The organism is Thermoanaerobacterium aotearoense (assembly GCF_009905255.1).
Lineage (GTDB): Bacteria > Bacillota > Thermoanaerobacteria > Thermoanaerobacterales > Thermoanaerobacteraceae > Thermoanaerobacterium > Thermoanaerobacterium aotearoense.
The window spans coordinates 411817-438802 of record NZ_CP047602.1; the positions used below are offsets into that span (position 1 = coordinate 411817).

At 33.7% G+C, this 26986-nt stretch carries 20 protein-coding genes and 1 other annotated feature; all 20 genes read left to right on the forward strand.

Annotation, left to right across the window (positions count from 1 at the left end):
* Positions 1–7 precede the first annotated feature (7 nt).
* The 20 genes from GSH73_RS01965 (at position 8) to GSH73_RS02055 (ending at position 26892) form a co-directional block, all read left to right on the forward strand.
* Positions 8–988 (forward strand): D-isomer specific 2-hydroxyacid dehydrogenase family protein, encoded by a 981-nt coding sequence (locus GSH73_RS01965; RefSeq protein WP_014757115.1) that lies wholly within the window; start codon positions 8–10, stop codon positions 986–988.
* A 15-nt stretch (positions 989–1003) separates the two neighbouring features.
* Complete coding sequence (locus tag GSH73_RS01970; RefSeq protein WP_014757114.1) at positions 1004–2488, forward strand: gluconokinase; 1485 nt, start codon at positions 1004–1006, stop codon at positions 2486–2488.
* A gap of 17 nt (positions 2489–2505) precedes the next feature.
* Positions 2506–3906 carry an NADP-dependent phosphogluconate dehydrogenase gene (gene gndA / locus GSH73_RS01975; RefSeq protein WP_014757113.1) on the forward strand — a complete coding sequence of 467 codons (1401 nt, stop codon included), beginning with the start codon at positions 2506–2508 and terminating at the stop codon, positions 3904–3906.
* Positions 3907–3925: 19 nt separating this feature from the next.
* Complete coding sequence (locus GSH73_RS01980) at positions 3926–5542, forward strand: mannitol dehydrogenase family protein (RefSeq protein WP_014757112.1); 1617 nt, start codon at positions 3926–3928, stop codon at positions 5540–5542.
* A 101-nt stretch (positions 5543–5643) separates the two neighbouring features.
* Positions 5644–5871, forward strand: a complete 228-nt coding sequence (locus tag GSH73_RS01985; RefSeq protein ID WP_014757111.1) for a DUF2281 domain-containing protein — start codon at positions 5644–5646, stop codon at positions 5869–5871.
* A 597-nt stretch (positions 5872–6468) separates the two neighbouring features.
* A complete protein-coding gene (locus tag GSH73_RS01990; RefSeq protein ID WP_014757110.1) occupies positions 6469–7794 on the forward strand; it encodes an ABC transporter substrate-binding protein in 1326 nt (441 codons plus the stop codon).
* A 62-nt stretch (positions 7795–7856) separates the two neighbouring features.
* Positions 7857–8741 carry a carbohydrate ABC transporter permease gene (locus GSH73_RS01995; RefSeq protein ID WP_014757109.1) on the forward strand — a complete coding sequence of 295 codons (885 nt, stop codon included), beginning with the start codon at positions 7857–7859 and terminating at the stop codon, positions 8739–8741.
* A 1-nt stretch (position 8742) separates the two neighbouring features.
* Positions 8743–9573: a carbohydrate ABC transporter permease gene (locus GSH73_RS02000; protein ID WP_014757108.1), complete on the forward strand. Its 831-nt coding sequence runs from the start codon at positions 8743–8745 to the stop codon at positions 9571–9573.
* 72 nt (positions 9574–9645) lie between these two features.
* Entirely contained in the window at positions 9646–11886 is a 2241-nt protein-coding gene (locus GSH73_RS02005) for a glycoside hydrolase family 2 protein (protein ID WP_038068422.1), read from the forward strand.
* A gap of 499 nt (positions 11887–12385) precedes the next feature.
* On the forward strand, positions 12386–16336 hold the full coding sequence (locus tag GSH73_RS02010) for a glycosyl hydrolase 53 family protein (protein WP_269089279.1): 3951 nt from the start codon (positions 12386–12388) through the stop codon (positions 16334–16336).
* A 119-nt stretch (positions 16337–16455) separates the two neighbouring features.
* The gene (locus GSH73_RS02015) at positions 16456–17415 is read left to right on the forward strand and encodes an Ig-like domain-containing protein (RefSeq protein ID WP_014757105.1); all 960 of its coding nucleotides are present in this window, start codon (positions 16456–16458) and stop codon (positions 17413–17415) included.
* A 262-nt stretch (positions 17416–17677) separates the two neighbouring features.
* Positions 17678–18667 (forward strand): LacI family DNA-binding transcriptional regulator, encoded by a 990-nt coding sequence (locus GSH73_RS02020; RefSeq protein ID WP_014757104.1) that lies wholly within the window; start codon positions 17678–17680, stop codon positions 18665–18667.
* Between the two features lie 84 nt (positions 18668–18751).
* Positions 18752–19582: a 5-dehydro-4-deoxy-D-glucuronate isomerase gene (gene kduI, locus GSH73_RS02025; RefSeq protein ID WP_014757103.1), complete on the forward strand. Its 831-nt coding sequence runs from the start codon at positions 18752–18754 to the stop codon at positions 19580–19582.
* Between the two features lie 13 nt (positions 19583–19595).
* Positions 19596–20375 carry a 2-dehydro-3-deoxy-D-gluconate 5-dehydrogenase KduD gene (gene kduD, locus GSH73_RS02030; RefSeq protein WP_014757102.1) on the forward strand — a complete coding sequence of 260 codons (780 nt, stop codon included), beginning with the start codon at positions 19596–19598 and terminating at the stop codon, positions 20373–20375.
* A gap of 92 nt (positions 20376–20467) precedes the next feature.
* Positions 20468–20632, forward strand: a complete 165-nt coding sequence (locus GSH73_RS13385) for a hypothetical protein (protein ID WP_013788773.1) — start codon at positions 20468–20470, stop codon at positions 20630–20632.
* Between the two features lie 132 nt (positions 20633–20764).
* Positions 20765–20996: a binding site (T-box leader), on the forward strand.
* Positions 20997–21049: 53 nt separating this feature from the next.
* Positions 21050–21577 carry a tryptophan transporter gene (locus GSH73_RS02035; protein ID WP_014757101.1) on the forward strand — a complete coding sequence of 176 codons (528 nt, stop codon included), beginning with the start codon at positions 21050–21052 and terminating at the stop codon, positions 21575–21577.
* 141 nt (positions 21578–21718) lie between these two features.
* On the forward strand, positions 21719–22726 hold the full coding sequence (locus GSH73_RS02040; RefSeq protein ID WP_014757100.1) for a substrate-binding domain-containing protein: 1008 nt from the start codon (positions 21719–21721) through the stop codon (positions 22724–22726).
* Between the two features lie 11 nt (positions 22727–22737).
* Positions 22738–24243, forward strand: coding sequence for a sensor histidine kinase (locus tag GSH73_RS02045; RefSeq protein WP_014757099.1), 1506 nt, complete (start codon positions 22738–22740; stop codon positions 24241–24243).
* Positions 24240–25835: a response regulator gene (locus GSH73_RS02050; protein ID WP_014757098.1), complete on the forward strand. Its 1596-nt coding sequence runs from the start codon at positions 24240–24242 to the stop codon at positions 25833–25835. Before GSH73_RS02045 ends, GSH73_RS02050 begins: the two co-directional genes overlap by 4 nt.
* The gene (locus tag GSH73_RS02055; RefSeq protein WP_014757097.1) at positions 25825–26892 is read left to right on the forward strand and encodes a sugar ABC transporter substrate-binding protein; all 1068 of its coding nucleotides are present in this window, start codon (positions 25825–25827) and stop codon (positions 26890–26892) included. Before GSH73_RS02050 ends, GSH73_RS02055 begins: the two co-directional genes overlap by 11 nt.
* Positions 26893–26986 lie beyond the last annotated feature (94 nt).

The following is a 26986-nucleotide window of genomic DNA, read 5'->3' on the forward strand; positions in this document are numbered from 1 at the left end:
AGAAAAAATGGGTGTAAAGATAGCGATTGTTAATTCCAGCAGTTTTGGCAAAAATTTTCCCGAGCATTTGGAGAAACTAAAAAAGTTTGGGGAAGTTGACAGATTTCAATTTCCTTACGACATGCACGGCAAAGAACTGGCAGAGAAGCTTATGGGATATTCTATCATTGTAGCAAGCGTCAAGCCGTACTACGATAAAGAGTTTTTTGAGCACAAGGATAAGACGCTGCTTATTACAAGGCATGGCATTGGGTATGATAATATCGACATAAAAAGTGCGCAAGAGAAAGGCACATACGTCACAAAAGTTGACGGATATGTTGAGAGAGAGGCTGTAGCTGAGTCGGCTGTGACGCTTTTATTGGATGTGGTCAGGAAAGTAAGAGGAGCATCTCTTAAAGTGAAAGATGGCAAGTGGAGCGAAAGAGCCAGCTTCATGGGCGCAGAGTTAAGAGATAAAGTCATAGGCATAATAGGCATTGGCAATATAGGCAGCAGAGTTTGCGAAATACTCAGATATGGGTTTAATGCAAAAGTTATAGCTTACGATCCATACGTGCCAGCCGGTTTGATACGTGAAAGAGGTGCTGAGCCTGTAGAGACATTAGAAGAACTTTTAAAAGCGGCAGACATGATATCCCTAAACGCATCGCTTAATAAGGACAATTACCACATGTTATCATTTAAGCAATTTTCTATGATGAAAGACGGTGTCTACATTGTAGATACAGCCAGAGGTGAGCTTATAGACAACGAGGCTTTGATGAAAGCACTTGACGATGGAAAGGTGGCAGGTGTGGGATTAGACGTTGTAGAAAACGAGCCTATAGACCAGAATCATCCATTGCTTAAATATGAAAATGTGGTGATAACACCTCATATATCTGCATACACGAAGGAATGTTTAAAAGGCATGGGTGACAAAGTTGTATCAGACATAGAGAAAGTTTTGAATGGTCAGGAGCCTGACGGAGTGATAAAATTATAGTTGTGGAGGATTAATATGGATAGGGGATTAGCTCTTTGTATAGATATAGGCACAACAAATCTTAAAGCAGGTGTTGTAGACAAGGAAGGAAATGTGTTAAGCCTTTATAGGTGTGAGATACCGCTTTTTAAAGGCGATGATGGAAAAGCGGAGCACGATCCTGAAGTATTGTTTTCTACATTTGTAAAGGCAGCTAAAGAAGGGGCAAAAGGCTATGAGGATGCGATTTCGCTTGTCATACCATCTACGTATATGTTTGGCCTTGTACCTGTCGATGAGAATTTAGAGCCATTGATGGGCATAATGACGCTTCTTGATACAAGGTCAAAGGAAACCTACGAAGAATTTCTAAACGATATTGACGTAAATGAGATGTACAAAAGGACGGGATTTGCTCCTACGTTCCATGCTCCACTTTTTAAGATATATTGGCTTAAAAGAAAGAGAAAAGATATTTTTGAAAAGGCAAAATACTTTTTAAGCTCAAAAGACTACATCATATCAAAGCTTTTAAATAAGCCGTATACAGAGCCCAGCATATCATCTGCTACAGGCATAATGAATATAAATACGCTTAAATGGGATAGCTACTCCCTTAGCGCCTTAGGCATAGATGAGGATAGGCTTCCAGAGATTGTGCCTTCAGATGTGATTTTAGCCGATCTTCCTGACAAATCAAAAAAGCTTTTAGGGCTAAATGGCGATGTAAAGCTGCTGCCTGGAGTGTACGACGGTGGTGCTGTAGGAATAGGCATTGGAGCATTTGACGATGGAGTTGGTGCAATAAACGTAGGCACAACAGGAATGTTTAGAGTTGCGTATCCAGATGCTGTTTTGGACAAAGAGGATTTAATGAGGCTTCAAACTTACTATCTTTCATCAGGAAGATGGTTTGTAGGAGCAGCTATAAACAACGCAGGCATAATTTTAAGATGGCTTAGAGACAATATTTTTAACATGAGTTATGACGAATTGACGAAGGAAGCATTAAGTGCTGATACGTCCAATCTGTTTTTCCTGCCTTACATTACAGGAGAGAGGGACAAAGAGATTGGCAACATAGCTTCTGGTGTCTATTTTGGATTAAAAAACAATCACACAAAAGGGCATTTGATAAAGGCAGGCTTAGAAGGCGTCGCATATTCATTGAGGATGCTTTTTGAGGCAGTAAAGGACAATAATATAAATATAAAAGAGATAAGAGCTGGAGGTGGTGGCACAAACTCTGAGCTTTGGATGGAAATTTTCTCGTCTGTGTTGGGACTGCCTATAAAGGTGTCAAATGTGGAAGAACCTGAACTTTTAGGTTCAGCTTTGTTGGGTTTTTGCGCATTAGGAGTCTATAAAGATGTATTAGAGGCAACTTATAAGATGGTGAAGATTAAGAAAGTTTTCATGCCTCAAGAGGAAAAGGTACGGCAGTATGAAAAGGGATTTCAATTCTTTAAACTTATGACAAAGGATCTCAAAAATTTGTTTGAGGTTCACAATAAACTATAAAATTGGAGGTAAGAGAAATGAACAATATTGGATTGATAGGTCTTGCGGTGATGGGACAGAATTTAGCTTTAAACATAGCCAGAAAAGGATATAGCCTTTCTGGGTACAACAGGTCACATGAGACGACTGAAAAATTCATTAAAGAGAAAGTAAAAGATGAGAAGATCTATCCTTACTACGACATAAAGTCTTTTGTGGAGTCTTTGGAAAAACCGAGGAAGATAATACTCATGGTGAAGGCAGGAAAGCCAGTAGATGACGTGATTCACGAGCTTTTGCCATACCTTGATGAAGGTGACCTCATAATAGATGGAGGCAATTCATACTTTAAAGACACTGACAGAAGGATAAAAGTGCTAAAGGACAAAGGAATACATTACTTAGGCATGGGTGTATCTGGCGGAGAATTTGGCGCATTAAATGGACCGTCACTGATGCCTGGTGGAACAAAAGAGGCTTATGAAATGGTAAGAGAGCTGCTTCTTAAAATAGCAGCAAAGACTGACTCTGGAGAATGCTGCACATATGTTGGCAATGATTCTGCAGGGCACTTTGTAAAGATGGTGCACAATGGGATTGAATACGCTATAATGCAGTCAATATCAGAAGTGTACGACGTGATGAGAAAAGTCTTGAAGCTTACAAGTGAAGAAATTGGGGATATTTTTGAGAAATGGAACAATGGAGAGCTTAACTCATTTTTAATGGAAATATCTTATAAAATAATGAAGCACAAAGATGACAAGACAGGTAAACCTTTGGTAGAACTCATACTTGATGAAGCAGAACAAAAGGGTACAGGCAAGTGGACTGCAGAGACGTCCCTTGATTTAGGCATTCCTACGCCATCTCTAAATCTTGCTGTTGTCGGCAGGACCCTTTCGTTCTTTAAAGATGACAGGGTAAGGCTTTCTAAAATGGTAAATAGAAACTATCCTGAAAATGCCTTAAATAAAGATGATGTCGTAGAAGATTTGAAAAATGCGCTGCTATTCTCAGTATTTTCATCATTTTCGCAAGGAATGTGGCTTATATCAGAGGCATCAAAAGTATACGGCTACGGCATAGATTTAAAAGAAGTCTTGAGAATATGGAAAGGCGGCTGCATCATAAGGGCAAGGCTTCTGGACTTTTTGATGGAGATAATCTCAGAAGACAATGCCAACTTGCTTCTTGACGCGAAATCTGTGAAATTCTTGGAAGAAAAAATAGATGCAGTTAAGAAAGTGACAAAGCTTGCTAAGGACAATTACATCCCGATGCTTACAGTAAATGCTTCTCTTGACTATTTCTACAGCATGTCGGAGGAAAACCTTCCTGCTAATTTGATACAAGGACAGAGGGATTACTTTGGTGCACACACTTACAAGAGGATTGACATGGATGGAATATTCCACACCGAATGGCAGCAGGATTAAATATGAGGGGGAGTAATTTATGAAATTGAGAAGGGCTGAGCTAAAGGACACAAAAAAATGGGAAGATGCAGGCATAAAGCTTCCAGAGTTTGACGTGGAAAAAATGATCGATGCTACATCGAAAAGGCCTACATGGATTCACTTTGGTGCAGGCAACATATTCAGAGGATTTATAGCAATGCTTAAGCAGACCCTTTTAAATAAAGGCTTGACAGACACTGGAATAATTGCAGTAGAATCTTACGACTTTGAAGTTTACGAGAAAATATATAAGCCTTACGACAATTTGGGATTGAGGGTCATCATGAATGCTGATGGTACATTGGAAAGAGAAGTGGTAGGAAGCATTGCCGATATTGTCATAGCAGATCCATCAAATGAGGCTCAATGGGCTAAATTAAACGACATTTTCAAAAATCCGTCATTGCAAATAGTAAGCATGACAATAACAGAGAAAGGATATAACCTTAAAGATTTCTCAGGCAATTTTATAAAAGAAGTCACGGAAGACATTGAGTTAGGTCCTGAAAGGCCGAAAAACGTAGTGTCAAAGCTTACATCTTTGGTTTACTCACGGTACAAAGCAGGTGAACATCCATTGGCACTTGTAAGCCTCGATAACTTCTCTGGAAATGGCGAGAGACTTAAAAATGCAGTGATGACCATAGCAGAGGAATGGAATAAAAAAGGCTATGTGGAAGAAGGCTTTATAAAGTATTTAGATGATCCATCGAAAGTATCTTTCCCTCTTACCATGATCGACAAAATCGTTCCAAGGCCACATGAGATAGTCAAGAAATCACTTGAAAACAGTGGTTTAGAGGATATGGACATAATAACGACTTCGAAAAATACTGTAATTGCGCCATTTGTAAATGCAGAAAGAGCTCAATACCTTGTCATAGAAGACAAATTTCCAAATGGGCGCATGAAATTAGAAGAAGCTGGGGTTATTTTAACTGACAAAGAAACGGTTGAAAAAGTCGAAAGGATGAAAGTCACCACATGCTTAAATCCGCTTCATACGGCTTTAGCAATATACGGATGCCTTTTGAATTACAAGACGATTGCTGATGAGATGAAAGATGGTTGCTTAAAAAAGCTTGTCGAAAAAGTAGGATATGTGGAAGGCATGCCTGTTGTCATAAATCCTAAAGTGCTTGATCCAGAAGAATTCATAAAAGAAGTAATCGAAGTAAGGCTGCCAAATCCGTACATGCCTGATACACCACAGAGAATTGCCACAGATACATCGCAAAAGATGGGCATAAGGTTTGGAGAGACGATAAAGTCATACATGCAAAGAAGCGATCTTGATGTAAAAAGCTTAAAGTATATACCGTTAGTCATAGCAGGGTGGTGCAGGTATTTGATGGGTATTGACGATAATGGCAATGAGATGGCATTAAGTCCAGATCCACTTTTAAATGATTTGAAATCACATGTGTCAAATATAAAACTTGGCGATGTAGAATCAATCAAGGATAACTTAAAGCCGATTTTGTCAAATAAGCAAATATTTGGGCTTGATCTATACGAGGCAGGATTAGGCGAGATGGTAGAAAACTACTTTAAAGAGCTTATCTCCGGTGCTGGTGCAGTGAGAAATACTCTTAAAAAATACCTTAAATGCTAAATAAGATGGTTAGTGCGGAGGATGATTTCTTCTGCACTTTTTATTTGCACAAAAATAAATTATAATAAAAGAAAATAATAATAATAACGGTGGTGTTAAAAATGGATAATACTTTGAAGAAGAAGGTACTGGACATTATGGAAGAGTTGCCTGAAGATAAGATCGCAGAAGTAATTGATTTTATAGAATTTTTAAAATCAAAAGATGAAGCAGAAGACGATGAAATACTTAATGATAAAGAATTGATGGAATCTATAGAAAGAGGATTAAAAGATATAGAGAACGGCAATGTATATGACTTTGAGGAATACGGAAATATAGATCAATAATTATTATATTTCATTTTCAAAATAATTATAGATACTCGATTTTAATTGCTCATTATGTTATAATAATAAATATTGAAAGTATTAGAGTAAAAAGTTAATAAAAAATTTTAATAAATTAATAGTAAAAAAGAAGGATTTTTTTAATTGATGTCGAATATAAAATATATAAAGAATATGAGAAAGTATTTATTGATATTTATAAAAGTAGAAATTTAAAAAAGATAAATAGTAAATGATGGGTGGTGATAAAGGCTCGGGGAAGGTGTATTTTAATAAGTTAATAAAATATTTTAATTAACTATCAAATTTAGCGTGATAATATATAAATTTAGGACAATTATTAAAATTACATATGGACTTTTTCTGTTTTATTTCTAATTGTCAAATTATGTAGGTTTTCTTTTTTTACAATAATAATATTTATATTGCTGGATAAATAAAAAGTCGAAAACTTACATTATTGAATTATACTTTTAAATTTGAAATTGTTTATTACCAATTGAAAGGGGTGATAGTTTAAATAATTTATCTATATTTAGCTGTTGATTCATTTGTAAACCTTATTTTATAATTAAAAAATTTAACGAGGTGAGTTAAATGAAAAAATTTTTGTTAGTTGTAGTGTCGACAATTTTTATTCTTTCCATGTTTTTGAGTGGTTGTAGTACGGCTGGTAATTCTTCTAATAACAAATCGTCATCAAATACAACTTCATCTAAAAATGATGGCAATTTAAGCGGAACAATAACAGTTTGGAGTTGGAATGTTGCAGCTAAAACATTACAAGAAGCAGCAAATAAGTTTGAGAAATTGTATCCTAATGTAAAAATTAATATTAAAGATATGGGTCAGTCTGATGTCTATGATAAATTGACTGTTGGATTAGCGGCAGGTTCTGGATTACCAGATGTTGTCACTGTTCAGGATGATCATATTTCTGGATTTGCAAAGAAATTTCCAAATGGTTTCTATGATTTTACAAATGATTTGACACCTATAAAAGATAAGTTCGTATCATCAAAAATTGCTGTTGATACAGTAGATGGTAAAATTGTTGCTATACCATGGGATGTAGGGCCTGCGGCAGTTTTTTATAGAACCGATATTTTTAAAAATGCTGGAGTTGATCCTAATAATATAAAAACGTGGGATGACTATATAGAAGCAGGTAAAAAAATAGTTGAAAACACTAATGGAAAAGTAAAAATGTTAAACATTGATGAGAAATCGGATGATGGTGTGTATAAGGTTATGCTTAATGAGCAAAATTCGTGGTATTTTGACAAAGATGGTAAACCTATATTAAATTCACCAGAATCAATTAATGCAATGACAGAAATCAAGAAGATGGTAGATGCAGGAATAGTTTATAACAATAGTGGATGGGATGCTGGAGTTACAGCAATTAAAAATGGATATGTGGCAACAACTGTAGCTGGGGTTTGGATGATTGGTACTTTAGAGGATCAAGCGCCTGAATTAAGTGGAAAATGGGCTGTTATGCCATTACCAGCTTTTAAAGAAGGAGATAATACTGCTGCAGTATATGGTGGTTCATCATTAATGGTTCCAAATGCTTCTCAAAATAAGAAAGTTGCTGTTGAATTTGCGAAATTTGCTATGACTGATAAAGACATTGCTAAGATTGGATTTACTAAATATGGTTTATTCCCGTCACTTGTAGAGCTATACAATGATCCAGTATTTGAAGAAGGTGTTGAATATACGGGAGGACAGAAAATTTGGGCATTATTTGCTGATATTGCAAAGAAAATACCTGGTAGCACAAATTTTACTGAAAATTTTGCAGAAACAGAGACAAGTGTAGTTAATGCACAAGGATCTATCTTGCTACTGCACAAAGATGTTAAGCAAACTTTAGATAATTTGCAAAAGGATGTTGAAAATAAAATAGGTAAATAATTATAAAAATCATATGTACAGCTGCAATTGCAGCTGTACATATGTAAAAATGGAGGTATATGATGATTCCTATTATTAATAAAAGTAAATTCAAAATTGATTCGAATAATGCACCTTATTTTTTCATTATGCCTATAATAATATTATTTTTGGTTTTTATGGTATATCCAATAATATATTCACTAATTCTTAGTTTTCAAAAATTTGATAATGGTAAATATATTTTTGCTGGCTTAGAAAATTATAGAATGCTTTTTAAAGATGATGTTTTTATTCAAGGGTTAGAAAATACATTTATTTATTTAATTATACAAGTACCTATTATGATATTATTAGCGTTGATTTTAGCTACATTATTAAATAACAAATTTATAAAGTTTAAACAATTTTTCAGAATTTCATTTTTTCTTCCTGCTTTGATAGGATTAGTAGCATATTCTATAGTTTTTAAATTATTTTTAAATACTGATTTTGGGTTTATTAATTATTTATTAAAATTGTTTCATTTGCCAATTGTTGATTGGTTGAATGGTCAATACTCTTCAAAAGCATCAGTGATTATTGCCATTACTTGGAGATGGACAGGATATAATATGGTTATTTTATTGGCTGCATTACAAGGTATTCCTGATGATATATATGAAGCATGTGACATAGATGGTGCTAATGCTATACAAAAATTTTTATTTGTGACGGTTCCTCTTGTTAAGCCTGTAATTCTATTTTGTACTATAACATCTACAATAGGTACATTACAGCTATTTGACGAACCTTATATATTAACGGGCGGTGGGCCAAGTAATGCGACAATAACTGTTGCGCAATATTTATACAACACAGGTTTTAGATATTTTAACTTTGGCTATGCTGCTGCTATAAGTTATGTGATAGCTATAATTATAGCTATATTATCTTACATTCAATTTAAGGTTGTTGGGAGTGAGTAAAATGTCGAAAAGTAAACCCAATGAGGCTAATATTTTAGTTAAATCATTGATTTATGTAGTATTAATTATAGGAGTTATTATTTCTATTTTTCCATTTTATATGATGTTTGTATCAGCTACGCATACGTCGGGTGAAATATTAAAAGTTCCTCCTATGTTGACGGTTGGAAGTAATTTAATAAAAAATTATGAAACGTTGCAAGCAGATATAAATTTTTGGAAAGTGTTTTTTAATTCAATATTTATTGCAAGTGTATATACATTTCTAACAGTGTTTTTATCTTCTATGGCCGGTTATGCATTTGCTAAATATAACTTTAAAGGTAAAAATTTATTTTTTTCATTGATATTATTATTGATGATGATTCCGTATCAAGTTCTATTAGTACCACAATTTATACTGATGACAAAATTAGGTTGGGTTGGTACATACCAGGCAATTATTTTACCAGGCCTTGCTAACATATTTGGAATATTTTTAATGCGTCAGAATATGCTTTCTTTTCCGAATGCTTTAATTGATGCTGCGAGAATTGATGGACTGGGTGAATTTGGTATTTTCTTCAAGGTAGTATTGCCAAATGTAAAAGCATCTTTAGGTGCTTTAGCAATATATATGTTTATGAGTCAATGGAATAGTTTTATGTGGCCATTGATAAATAATATGTATACATTTCCTGTTGCGTTAGCACAATTAAATGGCACAACAAGAATTGATTATGGTGAAATTATGTTTGGGGCATCGATGTCTGCAATTCCGATAATTATTGTGTTCTTGATATTCCAGAGGCAATTTATTTCTGGTATTTTAGGTGGTGCAATTAAAGAGTAATTAATGCATGTTTATGTGAATCAATTATTTAAATTGATTAAGACTGTTAAAGAAGGAGGAAAAGTAAAAGCTATGGAAAGAGAGATAAGAAATTTCAATATTGATTGGTTGTACATTCCAGAGAATATAATAGATGGTGATAAAATTTCATGTGACGAAAGCAACTTTGCCAAAATAAGTTTACCACATTCCAATAAAATTTTACCACATCATTATTTTAGTGAAGATGATTATAGATTTGTTTCATGGTATAGAAAGCATTTTCGTATAGATGAAAAGTACAAAGGGAAAAAAATATATATACATTTTGAAGGAGTTATGACAATTGCAAAAGTTTATATAAATAATATTTTTGTTGGCGAGCATAAAGGTGGATATACTCCTTTTGAATTTGATATTACTGATTATATAAAATTTGGCGATTTTGATAATTTGATTGCAGTTCAAGTTGATTCAACAGAACATCCCGAGATACCACCAGAAGGATTTATTGTCGATTATATGCTTTTTGGAGGTATATATAGAAATGTTTATATTAAAATTGTCAATGAATTTCATATTGAAGGTGTATATTTTGTAGTTGAAAAGTTAGATAGACATTCGGCAGAAGTTTCAATTTTAACTACATTAAATGGAGATATGGTAAATGATTCTAAATTATTGACAGAGATTATAGACAAAGATGGGAACATTTGTACATCTTCGATGATTGATGTTATAAATGTAGGTAAAGAAGTTACTCAAAAAATAAAAATAGATAATCCTCAGACATGGCATCCAGATCATCCATATCTTTATAATGTAGTAGTAAAACTAATTGTTGATAATACTATCTTGGATGATTATACATTTAAGACTGGATTAAGAACTGTTTACTTTGGAGATGATGGTAAGTTTTACATTAATGATGAACCATTAAAATTAAGAGGATTAAATAGACACCAGACATTTCCGTATGTTGGAGGTGCAATGCCAGATAGATTACAAAGAAAAGATGCAGATATATTAAAATATGAGTTAGGCCTAAATTACGTTAGAACATCACACTATCCACAAGCTGTTTCTTTTTTAGAAAGGTGCGATGAAATAGGATTATTGGTTTTTGAGGAGATACCTGGATGGCAGCACATTGGTGATGAAAGTTGGAAACAGATAACAAAAGAAAACATTAGAGAAATGATATTAAGAGATAGAAACCATCCATGTATATTCATGTGGGGGGTAAGAATAAATGAATCTCAAGATGATCATGAATTTTATGAAGAAACAAACAAAATAGCGCATGATTTGGATAGAAGCAGGCCAACGGGAGGCGTTAGATATTTACGAAATAGTGAAAAGTTAGAAGATGTTTTTACTTATAATGATTTTATATATAATTTAGAAGGTAAAGTACAGCTACCTAATCATGAAAAATATTTAATTTCAGAATATATGGGACATATGTATCCGACTAAATCCTATGACAATTTGCAAAGACTTATTACGCATGCGAGGCTACATGCAGCCATACAGGATAAGCAATATGGAGTACCAAATATAGCGGGAGCATCCGGATGGTGTGCCTTTGATTATAATACAACAAAGCCTTTTGGTTCTGGTGATAATATTTGCTATCATGGTGTATGTGATATTTTTAGACTTCCAAAGTTTGCGGCATATTTTTACAGGAGTCAAGCTGATCCAAAGCTTTATGGAGCGTTTGTATTTATAGCCTCATATTTAATACCTTCTTTTGAAGAAGAAAATGGAGATAAATTATTGATTTTTAGTAATTGTGATCTTATAAAATTGTACATTAATGATAAATTTTTAAAATTAGTACAACCAAATAGAATAGATTTTCCAAGCTTGCCACATCCTCCATTCGAAGTTTCTTTAAAAGAAGTTGGTATAAATTATATGGATATAAGAGTCGATGATGCTGAAATTACCGCAGTTGGAATTATAGATGGAATTGAAGCCGCAAAACATACACTGAAACCTTATGGTAAGCCATATAAATTATTGTTAAAAGTTGATGATGGTGAGATTTATGCCGATGGCAGTGATTGCACGCGTGTAGTTGTATCTGTTGTTGATAAAAATGATTCTATTTTGCCGTATGCTAATATACCTGTAGAATTTGAAATAAATGAAAATGGTATGTTGATTGGTGAAAATCCTTTAGTGCTTGAAGCTGGAAGAGGAGCTGTATATATCAAAGCGAACAAAAAAGTTGGTAAAATTGTTTTAAAAGTGAAATCATTATATGTCTCTGATAATGCAGAAATTGAGATAAATTCAAAAGATGTAGATTATATGTATATATAGGCAAATTTAAGAACAAAGAAATATAATCAAATTTTTATAGAATAAAATTTGTATAATGCTATAAATGAGAAATTTTATTGTGAAATAAATAAAAATTAGTGTTATGAATATTGTTATAATTTAGCAGTATTCATAACATAATTTCGCTTTTTATTATGACAATTTTATTTAACTTACATTATATCGCAATTTATTCAAATCAGATTATTTTTAGCAAAATCATAAAAATTTTTTGATATAAATAATATCTATACTACTAAATTCAATAATTTATTTTGCTAATAATCATTATAAAATCCTTTTAAGTTAAATTAGAATTAAAAAATAATCATTATTATTCTATTATAAATAACTATCTTAACAAAAAACAATGATTATTTTTATCGCATTTTAAATAGTTTTCTCATTTATAGCTGATAATTTAAATTTATCAAAAATACGAGGAGGAAGAATAATGAATAACAAAAAAGGTATTGTTGCATTTATTATTATCCTAACTATGATTTTTTCAAATTTGACATTTGTAGATGCAAACATATCACAAATTGGTTCATTACAAACCACTACAAATTTTTATGTTAACCCAATACCAGGACTTAGATCGGATTTTATAAAAGGCGCAGATGTTTCTATGTTATCTCAAATAGAGCAATGTGGAGGCAAATTTTATGATAATGGCGTGGAAAAAGATCTTTTGCAAATTCTCAAAGATCATGGTGTTAACTGGATTCGTCTTAGAATTTGGAATAATCCGGTAGATTCTAATGGGAATCCATTGGGAGGAGGCAATAACGATGAGAAAAGAACAATAGAAATGGCAAAAAGAGCTAAGATACTTGGATTAAAGCTGCTGCTAGATTTTCATTATAGCGATTTTTGGGCCGATCCTGGGAAACAAAACAAGCCAGCAGCTTGGGCTAATGATCATGGTGTGAAACTTCAAGAAGATGTATATGATTTTACAGCTAAAGTTATAAATGATATGAAAAATAATGGCGTATTACCAGATATGGTTCAAATAGGAAATGAAATAGATAATGGTATTTTATGGCCTGATGGTGAGATTTCAGGAGAGGGAGCAGGTGGATATTCCGGACTTGCAGCTCTATTACAGCAAGGTATTAAAGCCGTAAGAGATAATGATCCAAACAATAATGATCCAGAAAAAAGAATAAAAATCATGATACATTTGTCAAATGGAGGCAATAATACGCTTTATCGCTCGTTCTTTGATAATTTAATTTACAATCAGGGAGTTACAGATTTTGATGTTATAGGGCTTTCATATTATCCATATTGGAGTGGAACACTTGATGAATTGAAAAATAATATTAATGATATAAGTCAAAGGTATAATAAAGATATTGTTATTGCTGAAACTGCATATGCTTATACATTGAGTAATGCTGATAATACTGAAAATAACTTTGGAAGCAAGGAAGAAGCAATTGGAGGATATAAAGCATCTATTGAAGGACAAGCTACTGCAATTAGAGATGTGATGGCAGCTGTGTCACAGGTTCCAAATAATAAAGGGTTAGGTATTTTTTACTGGGAACCAGATTGGATTCCAGTTGTTGGAGCGGGATGGAAAACAGGTGAAGGTGATGGGTGGGAAAATCAAGCGTTGTTTGACTTTAATGGTAATGCATTGCCATCAATTGATGTTTTTAACCTTGTGTCAGGCACCCAAGGAACTATAATTCCACAAGCATTATCTATAGAACCCGTAAACGTATCAACAACAGTTAACCAGGCACCTGTATTGCCAACAACTGTAAATATAGTCTATGATGATGGATCTGTTAAACCGGCATCGGTTACTTGGGAAAATATTGATTCAAGTAAATATGCTCAGCCGGGAAATTTTACTATAACAGGTACGGTTTTTGGCATAAGATATAAAGCGATAGCTACTGTTGCGGTAACAAGTTTAATAAATTATGTGCAAAATCCAGGATTTGAAGATGGATCATTAGCAAATTGGAATGTATCAGGAGATACATCAGCAGTAAAAATTGATAAAAATGCTGCTAATGCGCATTCAGGTAAATATTCGTTGAATTATTGGAGTGATAGGGCATTTACAGTTACAATATCGCAAACAATAACTGGGCTAAAAAATGGATATTATCAATTGAGTGCGTACGTAGATGGTGGTGGAGGTGAAAATAGTTTACAGTTATTTGCAAGTGATTATGGTGGTTCCAAGTTAGCTGCAGATGTGCATAATTCAGGATGGCTTGTATGGCAACATCCTACTATTCCATTAATTAAAGTGACTAATGGTCAAGTTACAGTTGGGTTAACTATCAATGGAAATAGTGGCAATTGGGGTAATTTTGATGATATACAACTTATTCAAGTCGATGATTCTGGTAATCCGATTGGTGGACCAGCGTCAACAGTTTTGACAACACCTTCTTATATAAATAGTGGTGATGTATTTGAGATCGATTATGGATTAAAAGATGTATCACAAATAATTTACGCACAGGAAATCATAATAAACTATGATCCGCAAATTTTTGATTTTGCAAAAGCTACTGCAACAGATGATAATACTATAATTTCAAAGGTATATAATGAAATACCAGGAACTATTGTAATTGATGTTGTAAATAGCAAAGGGTTAACATCAGATACAAATTTAATTAGTCTAACATTTAGAGCAAAAGTGATTGATCAATTAACGTATAGTAATATTTCAGTTTCAGAAGCTAAATTGCAAACTACTAATGACGGAAGTAATTATATTGATGCCGCACTGTCAAGTACTACAATTGCTGTAGAAGGAATAGCGACAATGACATTATCGTCACCAAATTCGGTGCTTGCAGGGGAAGATTTTACTGCAGAGATAGATATATCTGATGTTTCTCAAGCAGTATATAGCCATGATATTATATTAAATTATGATCCTAGGGTATTTGAAGTTTTAAGTTTAGATAACGTTGGAAATTCGATGATTATAGATAGTAATTATGATAATTCACAAGGAATTGCTAAGATTTTAGGAGTTGATATTGGTGGATTAAATGGTGCAAATGCTGACATAATAAAGCTTACTATACATGCTAAAAAAATCTCACAATCTACCAGTGGTTATATTATGATTAGAAGTGCGCAATTAGGGACAGCGCCAGAAGGCAACATTATATTTCCTAAATTGACAAGTACAAGCATAAAAATTATTAGTGCAAATGTCGGGAATGATGAAAATTGGACAGGAACAACAAATACCAATAGTGGAAATACAAATAATTTGGTTTATGATGGTGAAATATCAGTAAAGCCATCTGTTGATTATCTTAACGGCATTTCTACAGTATCTTTAAATGTTGACGATTTAAACAGAGCTATGAAAAGTGCTAAAACCAGTGAAGATGGGACAAAAAATGTTGTAATAAGTATACCTAAAGTTGATGGTTTGAAACAGTACGATATTAAATTCCCAGCGTCGTTTTTAGCATCAAATGATGAAAAGCAGGAAGTTCAACTTACAATGGGGATTGCTACAGTTATAATTCCGACTAATATATTTAATGAAAATGAAATAAAACAATCAAAAGAAATAACTTTTAGCTTCAAAAACATTGATAAGTCAGAATTAAGTAATGAATTAAAACAGTTTGATATTATTGGAACAGGCATAGACTTTGGTATAAAGATAGATGGTACTAGTATTTCTTGGAATAATCCTGATTCACATGTAGTGATAAAAATTCCTTATACACCTACTGCTGGGGAATTGAAAGATTTGGATCATATTGTTGTGTTGTATATTGATGACAATGGTTCAGTTTCATCAATACCAAACTCTATGTATGATACTAAATCAGGTGAATTGATATTTAGAACAATACATTCAGGAAAATATGTAGAAGCATTTATTCATAAAACATTTAGTGATATAAGAGGCAATTGGGCTCAAAATGCAATAGAAGTTCTTGCATCTAAAGGTGTTACTAACGGTACATCAAAGAACTTGTTTAGTCCGAATCTTAAGATAACTAGGGCAGATTATATAACTATGCTTTTGACAGCCCTTGGGTTGACTGCGAAAGTTGATCAGAATTTTAGTGACATTCAGGCATCAAATTACTATTATAATTCTGTTGGAATAGCTAAAAAACTTGGAATTGTTTCAGGAGTTGGTGATAACAAATTTGATCCTAATGATTCTATTAAAAGAGAAGATATGTTCGTAATGACTGCTAATGCTCTTAAGTTGCTTGGCATATTAAACTCAACGGGAACAAGTTATGATTTAAATAAATTCACAGATATAAATGATATATCATCGTATGCAGTTGAAAGTATTGCCACACTTGTTAAATCAGGTATAGTAAATGGTAAAGATAATAATAAGATTGACCCTAGAAATTATGCAACTAGAGCAGAAGCTGCAGCAGTTATTTATAATGTAATAAAAGACTTAGAAAAGTGATTAATATAATTTGTAGTGCATAATATTTTAATTATTATGCACTACATGATTGAAATATTTGTAAGAATTTATAAAATAGATTCTGATTAAATAAAATGAATTGATTAGGAGGAATATTCATGAATAAGATTCTAAAAATATTTTCCGTTTTTTTAGGTGCTTTTTTGATTTTTGTTAACATGTCAATAAATGAAGCAAAAGCTGATCCTGTTAATCTTGTGCAAAATTCTAGTTTTGAATCTGGCTTAGATAATTGGACTATTGTACAAAGTCAAAGTAATATAGCTTCTATTGATTCTTCTGGCAAGCCTGAAGAAATAAAATCGGGTAATAATTCTCTTGCAATTTATTATAATTCAAGTTATACATTCAAAATCTCACAAACTATTTCAAATATACCAAATGGTATATATTCTTTAACAGTCTATGCAGAAGGTGACCCATCTGAAGGCAATGCAAATATACAATTGTTTGCAAGCGATTATGGTGGAGCACAAATAACTACTAATATAATTAATACGGGGTGGGGGAAATGGGTACAATATTCAATTAATAATATTGATGTTACTACAGGGACATGTACAATAGGAATTCAGGTAGAAACGAATGGGTCTTATTGGGGCACGTTTGATGATTTTTCATTTACTATGACAAGTGAATCAAATATACCACCCACAATTACTTCTATAAAACCCATAAATGTAAATACAATAATTAATAATCCACCTCAACTTCCTACTACTGTAACAGCTGTATACAGTGACGGCTCTATCAGACAAGTGAATGTAACTTGGGATGCGGTTGATCCAATAGATTATCAGCATATTCAATCATTTAATGTTTATGGGACAGTCGATGATTCGGTATATAAGGCTCAGGCAATTGTTACAGTTAACTATAAATCTATGGATTTAAATAATAATGGCATTGTTGATATTGGAGATTTAGCTATTGCAACATATTACTATCAGATAGAATCAAATGATTCTAATTGGAAAAGTGCTAGTTTAGCTGATATTAATAATGATGGAATAGTTAATTTGCAAGATTTAAAAATAATAGCGCAGCAAATATTTTGAAATTTGACTATGAATTATCTATAGATGGTTTGAAAATGGGAAGGTATATATAATAACCTTCCTTTATTTGTTAATAATAATATTTGCTGTTACATAATTACTTGTAGGATATTAACAATATGTAGAAAAACAATTATAATTTATTATAGTAATAGTTATATCTAGTCATGTATGTTTTATTTTTCATTATTATATGAGCTATAATGCAAATGTTTGAAAATATATTAAAGATATTAATAAAATCAAAAAAGGGTGGGTTGATTTGGTTAATATAAGAGATGTTGCGAAGTATTGTGGAGTCTCAGCTATGACTGTATCCAGAGCATTGAATAACAGCGGCCAAATATCAAAAGAGACAAAAGAAAGGATATTGAAAGCTTGTGAAGAATTAGGATACAGGCCCAATTTTGCTGCCAGAAGCCTTGTCACGAAAAAAACCAATATGATTGGACTCATTATACCCGATATAACAAATCAATATTATTCACAAGTAAGCAAAGGTGTCAGTTCATATCTAAGCCTTCATGGTTATGGGCTATTGCTCTGCAATAGCGACAGAAAAAAGGAAGAAGAAAGAAGGTATCTTAACTTTTTGGCAGAAGGCAGAGTTGACGGAATAATTATCTTGCCTGTAAAACCAAAGAAAGAAGATTATGAAGGGATTCTAAAAGAAATACCGCTTGTTGTAGCGGATAATTACGTTGATGGGCTTGATGCAAACTTTGTCGGCAACGACAACTACCATGGAGCATCAGAGATCGTACGGCACATGGTAAAACAGGGATTTAAAAAGATTGGAGCTATACTTGGACCATCAAGTTCCAGCGCTTCAAACGAAAGATTAAGAGCATATAAAGATATATTGGCAGAAAATAACATAGAATATCAGAGTGATATTGTTTTAGAAAGCGATGCCACATTTGATGATGGATTTAACTTGGCAAAAACCTTAATCGAAAAAGGTGTTGACAGCATTTTTGCAATAAATGATACTGTCGCATTAGGAGTCATAAAATACTGCTATTTGAACAATATTAAAATACCAGATGATGTAGGTATAGCGGGGTACGACAATATTCAGCAATCGTCTATGTTGCCTGTTCCATTGACGACGGTGGATCAAAATGGAAGTCAATTGGGAAAAGTGGCTGCAGAAACGATGATAAGTTTGTTGACAGGTAATGAGATGATTCCGAAGAAAATCATCCTTAAGCCACAATTGATAGTTAGAAAATCTTTAAGGGAAAGCTAATAGTGTTATTGACTATTTTTTAAATAAAGAGTATACTTTATTTAGACGTTACGTTAACGGTAACATATAAAGGAGGTATTTTTTGTGGAGATAAGATATGCCAGTCATTATGAGGACGTTAAGCACTATGACACATCTGAATTGAGAAGACATTTTTTAATCGAAAATCTATTCGAGGCAGATAAGATTAATATGGTCTACAGCCATGTAGACAGGATAATCGTGGCAGGCGTTGTACCGATAAATGAGGTGCTTCGACTGGAGACAAGCAAAGAATTGGGAACAGATTATTTTTTGGAAAGAAGAGAGATGGGCATAATTAATATAGGCGGAACGGGTATCGTAAATCTGGATGGCGAAAAATATGAGCTGAAAAATAGCGATGGCTTGTATGTTGGCATGGGGGTAAAGGAAGTAAGCTTTGAAAGTGTAGATGCCCTAAAGTCTGCAAAGTTTTACATCAATAGCGCTACAGCCCATAAGAGCTATCCTACAGTTAAAATAGGTTTAGACGATGCAAACAAAGTAAAAGCAGGCACTGATGAAGAGTGCAATAAGAGAACGATAAATCAGTACATCCATCCTGCAGTATGTCAAAGCTGCCAATTGGTGATGGGCATGACTATATTAGAACCTGGTAGCATATGGAATACGATGCCGTGCCATACCCATGATAGGAGGATGGAAGTTTATCTTTATTTCAATATGGATGAAGATAATGTGGTGTTTCACTTTATGGGCAAGCCAAATGAGACCAGACATATTGTCGTAAAAAATGAGCAAGCGGTTATATCTCCAAGCTGGTCGATTCACTCTGGCGTAGGTACAAAGAATTACACGTTTATATGGGGAATGGTAGGCGAGAATCAGACATTTACCGATATGGACACTATACCTACAAAAGATCTAAGATGAGGAGGGGTTAATCATGCACAGCATTAATGATTTTTCAATGGACTTTTTCAGATTAGACGGAAAAGTGGCAATTGTGACAGGTGGGAATACAGGATTAGGACAAGGGTATGCGGTGGCTTTAGCGAAAGCCGGAGCTGATTTATTTATAGTTACCCATAATAATCGCTTTGATGAAACAAGAGAGCTTATCGAAAAAGAAGGCGGCAAGGTGGAATTCTTCCAGACAGATTTATCGAGGAGAGAAAATATAAATGCAGTTGTAGACAGATGTCTTGAGGTTTATGGCAAGATTGATGTGCTTGTAAACAATGCAGGTACAATAAAAAGGTCTCCTTTGCTTGAATACAAAGATGAAGATTGGAAGACTGTTTTAGACATCAATCTGAATGCGGTGTATTATTTAAGCCATGAAGTGGCGAAGGTAATGGTCAAACAAGGTGGAGGAAAAATCATAAACATAGCTTCAATGCTTTCGTTTCAAGGCGGAAAATTTGTACCGGCATATACGGCATCAAAACACGGGGTTGTAGGAATTACAAGGGCTTTTGCAAATGAATTGGCAGACAAAAACATACAGGTAAATGCAATAGCTCCAGGATATATTGAAACCAACAATACAGCGCCAATAAGAGCTGATGAAAGCAGAAATGCCGAGATACTTTCGAGAATACCTGCAGGAAGATGGGGTCACCCGTTTGACGTGATGGGAGCTTTAGTATTTTTGGCAAGCAAAGCTTCAGACTATGTAAACGGACACGTATTAGCTGTCGATGGCGGCTGGCTTGTAAGGTGATTAAAATTCATAAAATTTTTTATTTTACAATGTCCTTTCCAGTCATATTTTTTCTTTTTTTACAAACAATATTGATTGGGGAGGCGCATATTATGAATGGAAGAACTACGAGTTGGGTTGTTACTGGTGTTGGAGCGGCTGTGACGGCTGCGGGACTTATGACAGGCGGAATGTTGGGTGCTGGAATTACTGGCTTTGGATTGGCGCACGTCGTGTTAGGAGTTTTAGACATGTTTAGGCCGACAGTGCAAAGATAGCACAATATCTCCTCAGTTTTTGCTGGGGAGATTGTTTTTATTGCAATAAGATCTCAAATGCGAATATTGTCCAAAAATTTTAAAAATGATTGACAAATCCATTTTATTGCTGTATAATGATAAAAAATAAAAGATTTTTCGATGATCAGGAATAGTAGCTTAAGCGATTAATACAAGCGAGTCAGGGATGGTGTGAGCCTGATTATTATAGCTTTAGCGAATGGGCCTGTGAGATGCGAGGTGAAGTGTAGTAGCCGAGCCGGTAAACACCGTTATATGTGATGCACATGTTAGTGTGCTTAGAGATAAGACATATTGTCTTAAGAAGGGTGGCACCGTGGAAGCATAGCCTTTCGCCCCTACATTAGGGGTGGAAGGCTTTTTAATTTACATTTTTTAAGGAGGGAGGTGAAGAAAGTGGATACAAGAAAGACATTGAGAGAGTTTATACTTTGCGCATTGCTTATGGCTATTGGCGTAGTGTTACATTTTATCACTCCAGCTTTCATGTTAAATATGAGGCCAGATTTTATGCTTTCCATGCTTTTCATATCATTGATGATCGTCGACGATCTGAAAATCAATTATGTAACAGCAATCATCGCAGGAATATTGACGGCATTGACAGGATCTATGCCTGGAGGACAGATTGCAAATCCAATCGATAAACTTGTCACATCTACAATCATAATTTTGATGCTTAAGGTTTTGAGAAACAGAGTAAATGAAGGAATCATCGCTGGAGTAGTTGGCATCATAGGGACAATCATTTCAGGTTCAGTTTTTTTAGGCGTTGTGTCGCTTGTAGCAGGACTTCCGGGACCATTTTATCTCTTGATGCTGACAGTTGTCATACCTACAGCAGTGGTAAATACTGTAGTCACTGTAATTGGTTATTACATCATAAAGAAAGTTTCCAAGTCTACACTTGTTATAAATAAGTAGCACTTTGACATATATTAATCCTCGAAAGAGGATTTTTGTTTTTTGTAGAATAAAATATTGTGTGACATTGACTTAATATGTGACTATTGAAAAATTTCAATCCCTGTTGTAATATTTATGGGTAGGGGGCAAGAAATAATTATGAAAACGTTGCATAGCATCTTTAATTTCTTTAAGAAAAATATAATATTGATATTGATAACGCTAATTGCAGTATTAAGCATTTTTTTATATAAATTTCAGCAGATCGAGGAACCTGTTTTAGCAGGTAAACCATTATATCACTTTTATTTAGTAGCACAAAATTCGGTGGATCCGTTTTGGAAGGAAGTGCAAAAAGGTGCGGAAGATGCTGCAAAATACTATAACGTCGCTGTCGAATTTAATGCTCCAAAGTTTAATAATATTAATGAAGAATTGGAGTTTCTCGATATAGCAGTTTTATCAAAAGTAGATGGTATTATAACACATGTTTCATATGATGGGGACTTCAATACGCTGATAGATGAAGCTTATGCAAACAATATACCTGTTGTTACAATTGAAAATGATTTAAAAGACAGCAAAAGGAAGTCTTTTGTAGGTGCCAACAGCTTTATTTTGGGAGAAGAAGCTGGAAAGCTTATGAGACAGTCTACAGGAGGCAAAGCTAATATAGCTGTTATCATGAGCAATGATGTAGGAAATGACACAACAAGCCAGAACTTAAAACTGAATGGATTCTTAAGCATTATAAACAGTGTACCAGGTATGAAAGTTTCAAAAGTATATACGTCACAGTTAGGTGCTTTAAGTGCAGAAGAAATAACTCAGTCCATCATAAACAGCAACGATGGTATAAATGCTTTGTACATTACAGATTCTGTGGATACAATTGGTGCCTCACAAGTGGTGGTGGATTTCAGCAAGGTAGGTGAAATATCTATAGTTGGATATGGAGATACGCCTGATATATTAAGGTACGTTGACAAAGGCATAATTTATGGTACAGTGGTGAGCGATCCATATAAGATGGGTTATGAAAGCATTAAAGCCTTGATTGAGATCAAAAAAAATAACGATGTTTCTACTTTTATAGACACAGGCGTAAATATAATAACTAAAAGCAATGTAAAAGAGTATGAGGATAAGACAAAACAAAAAGATTAGTAGGTGTTATGGTGAATAAGAGTTTATTTCAGTTTAAAGGAATAAGAAGAAAAATATTTGCACATCTTTTGATAACTACACTTATTATGGGGATTACAAGCATATACTCTTATTATAATGCGAAAATTGTAATAGACAGGTTAAAGTCTATTTTTACTGATTATGTCTACTTAAATAGCCTTAACAACGACATAAATTCTCTGGAGACAGAAGTTGAAAAATATCTTTCTACAAAATCTTCCGATTCGCTTCTAAATTATTACACCATTAGCAACAAGCTAAACAATAGTGCTGAAGACATGATAAGCATAACAACGTATGATAATGACAGCCTCATGCAAAAGGACATTGGCAATATGATAATAAGCCTTCTATCTGAGACAGATAAAGCTGTAAATGCCAAGAGGGGCAGAATAAGCAGCGAATATATAGAGTATTTCACAAGAGCAAATAAAATAAATGATTATATAAAATTATACATCAATAATTTAATGTACAATAAACTTCAAGAAGGTACAATAAAGTACAACAAGATATCTAAGAATATGGTTTTTATAAGCTTTTTAAATATTTTTCTGATAGTTATATCTGTGGTTTTAAATATCGTGTTAGCGATTATATACACATATAGGATAACAAAGCCAATTTCAGAGTTATCTGACACAGCAATGAGGATTTCAAAAGGAGATTTTGACATAGATCCAATTAAAATTAAGACAGACGATGAAGTTAATATCTTGGCTGATGCTTTTAACAATATGGTTACTAATATTAAAAATTATATAGATGAGATAAAAATGCAGGCTAAAGTAGAAAAGCGTCTTAAAGAGCAAGAGATGCAGAACCTTAAGATGAAAAATATCTTGAGAGAATCGGAGTTGAAGGCACTCCAGTCCCAGATAAATCCACATTTTTTATTTAATACTTTAAATGCCGCATCACAAATCGCTATGATGGAAGGCGCAGAAAAATCATCTGAATTTATAGAAAAGGTGGCGGATCTTTTCAGGTACAATCTTAGAAAACTTGATAAACCAGTTACGCTGAAAGAAGAAATAGACAATGTGTTTAATTACATGTACATTCTAAAGACAAGATTTGGCGATAAAGTGGAGTTCCAGGCGAACATAGATGAGAAACTTTTAGATGTAAAGGTGCCTTGTACAATTGTTCAGCCTGTTGTTGAAAATGCATTCATTCATGGTATAGAAGACATGGATAGAGATGGTCATATAAAGATAGAGATTAAAAGAGTAGGAGAAAGTATTCATATTGATGTCATAGATGACGGTATGGGAATGACTAAGGAAAGTATTGAGAAGATTCTGGCTGCGGATGATCCTGACAACGATGAGAATAAGCATGTCACAGGCATTGGAATGCACAATGTGATAAACCGTTTAAGGCTATACTACAACAAGCCCAATATAAGTGATGTCATAGAGATAGAAAGCCGCATAGGATATGGAACAAGGGTGACTTTAAAAATTCCTGATGGAAGGGGTAGTGCAGCATGATAAAAATACTTATAGCAGATGATGAGCAGATAGTGGTGGATTCTGTAAAATTTATCATTGATAATAACTGTGAAGACGTGGAAGTTGTAGGTTTTGCAAAATCGGGAAGAGAAGCCATAGAAAAAGCTCACATGTTAAAGCCTGATGTTGTATTCATGGACATAAGAATGCCTGGTATAGATGGCATAGAGGCAATTAAGAGAATTAAGGAAAGTCACAATGATATAGAGTTTGTCATAATCACAGCTTATGATTACTTCAACTATGCGAAAGAGGCAATAAACTTAGATGTAGTAGACTACCTTTTAAAACCGCTAAATAAAAACAAGGTCATAGATACTGTCAAAAAAGTCGAAAGATTGATAGAAAAAAAGCGCCAAGATATGGAAAAAGAATTGGAAATGAAGGAAAAAATGACAGCGATACTGCCTTATATTGAAAATGAAATGATATATTCCTTGTCATCGTCTAATTTTAAGCAGGAAGATATTGATTTTTATGGAAATATATTTAATATTAAATTAGATATGGGCTTTGCCGTAGTCGTCTTGCTTGATAAAGACAGCACAGATTCGGATATTTTTATGGGAAATGTTAAAGTGCACGAAAATCTGATGTACCTTAAAGAATATATAAAAAGTTTAAAAGATTGCCTTGCAACTATTTTGCTTGACAGGATAATAGTCTATGTACCTACAGTAGCTTATGATGATCTATATATAATTAAAAATGATTCAATTAGCTTTTGTGAAATGATTTTAAAAGAGATGAGAAACCTCGAGATAGGAGTCAGAATAGGCATAGGCAGACCATATGAGACAGCTTATTTTTCGAAGTCATATGATGAAGCTTTATTTGCCATAAAGACAGGTTCTGACGCTATAACACATTTTGACGACATTAAGCTATCTGAAGCAAAAGAACTTGGTTTAAATTATGATACGGCTGAGCTTGTAGAAAATATCATATCCAATAGCATTGACGGAGCTTTAATTAATGTCAACAGTATTTTTCAAAAATTGCAACATAACTATAAAGATAGTATAGAACTGATTAAATCGAAGGTCTTTAGCCTTCTTATTGAAGTTATGACTAAAATCAACACCTACTGTGATGTTACGTCAGTATTAGAAGAAAATTTGATTATCGATATTTTGAAGACCGACGAAATAGATAGCCTAAAAGATATGTTTTCAAAATTTATATCAAACGTTATAACGAAATTGCACAGAAATAGGGAGAAATACTACACGGGACTTATTGCAAAGGCTATTGATTATATAAATAAAAATTACCACAAGGAGGTAAAACTTTACGATGTGGCCCAGATGCTGAGCATAAGCTATCACTATTTCAGCAAGATGTTTAAAGAAGAGACAAAGTGCAATTTTGTTGATTACATCACTCGAGTAAGAATAGAAAAGGCGAAAGAGTTTTTGCAGGACGAAACTATAAGTGTAAAGGAGGTTTGCTTTAAGGTAGGGTACAATGATCCTAACTATTTTAGCAGGATATTTAGAAAGGAGACAGGCATGACTCCTACGGATTACAAAAATAGAGTATCAAAAGGAGGTGTTGCGTTTGAAAATTAAACTAAGAGATGTGGTATTAGTGCTGCTTACGTTGATATTGCTGGTTCTTCTGGTGTTATTAGGGAACAGGATTTACAAATATTATGAAGCTAGCAAATATGTTGACGATACAAGTGATAAAAATGTGATAAAGATAGGATTTTCCCTCGGTACTTTGAAAGAAGAAAGATGGGTAAAGGATCGGGATATATTCATGGCAAAAGCGAAAGAGTTGGGGGCAGAAGTTTTTGTGCAAAATGCAAACAATGATGACGAGGATCAACTAAAGCAAGTGAAATATTTGCTGGACAAGAAGATTGACGTGCTTGTCATTGTTCCAAACGATCTTAAGAAAGCTTCTGCAGCGGTGGAGATGGCTAAAAAAGCAGGTGTCAAGGTTATTTCCTACGACAGACTTGTCTTAAATTCAAATGTAGATTTATATATTTCATTTGATAATGTAAAAGTCGGAAAGCTAATGGCAGAATACCTTATTAAAAGGTATCCAAAAGGCAATTATCTCATAATAAATGGTGCAACAAATGACAACAACACAAAGATGATTAAAGAAGGGTATGACAGCGTATTGCTTCCAAAGGTTAAAAGTGGAGACATACGCATATTAGGAGAGGAATGGACTCCAAACTGGATGTCAGAATACGCATTTCAGTCTACTGAAAAATATATACAGGAAAATTATAAGATAGATGCAATAATTGCAGGTGACGATGGATTGGCAAATGGCATAATTGAAGCATTGTCAGAACACAGGTTGGCAGGCAAGGTGGCTGTTGTAGCGCAGGATGCTGATCTTGCTGCATGTCAGAGAATAATAGAGGGTACTCAGCTTATGACTATATACAAGCCAATTGATAAACTTGCTGGAGATGCGGCGAAGTTGGCAGTGAAATTGGCAAAAGGGGAGAAATTAAACGTAGGCAATACGATTTACGATGGGAAGTACAATGTTCCATATTACAAGCTGGAGCCAATAGCGGTTGACAAGACTAACATAGACGATACTGTGATTAAAGATGGCTTTCATAGCCGCGACGATGTTTACAGATATACCAATTGATTTTTTTAAGGCTTAAAGCCTTTATTTTTTTGTCATAAAATAATCCAGATAAAATTTCAAATAAAATTATTTAAAGCAAAAAAATGAACGAAAA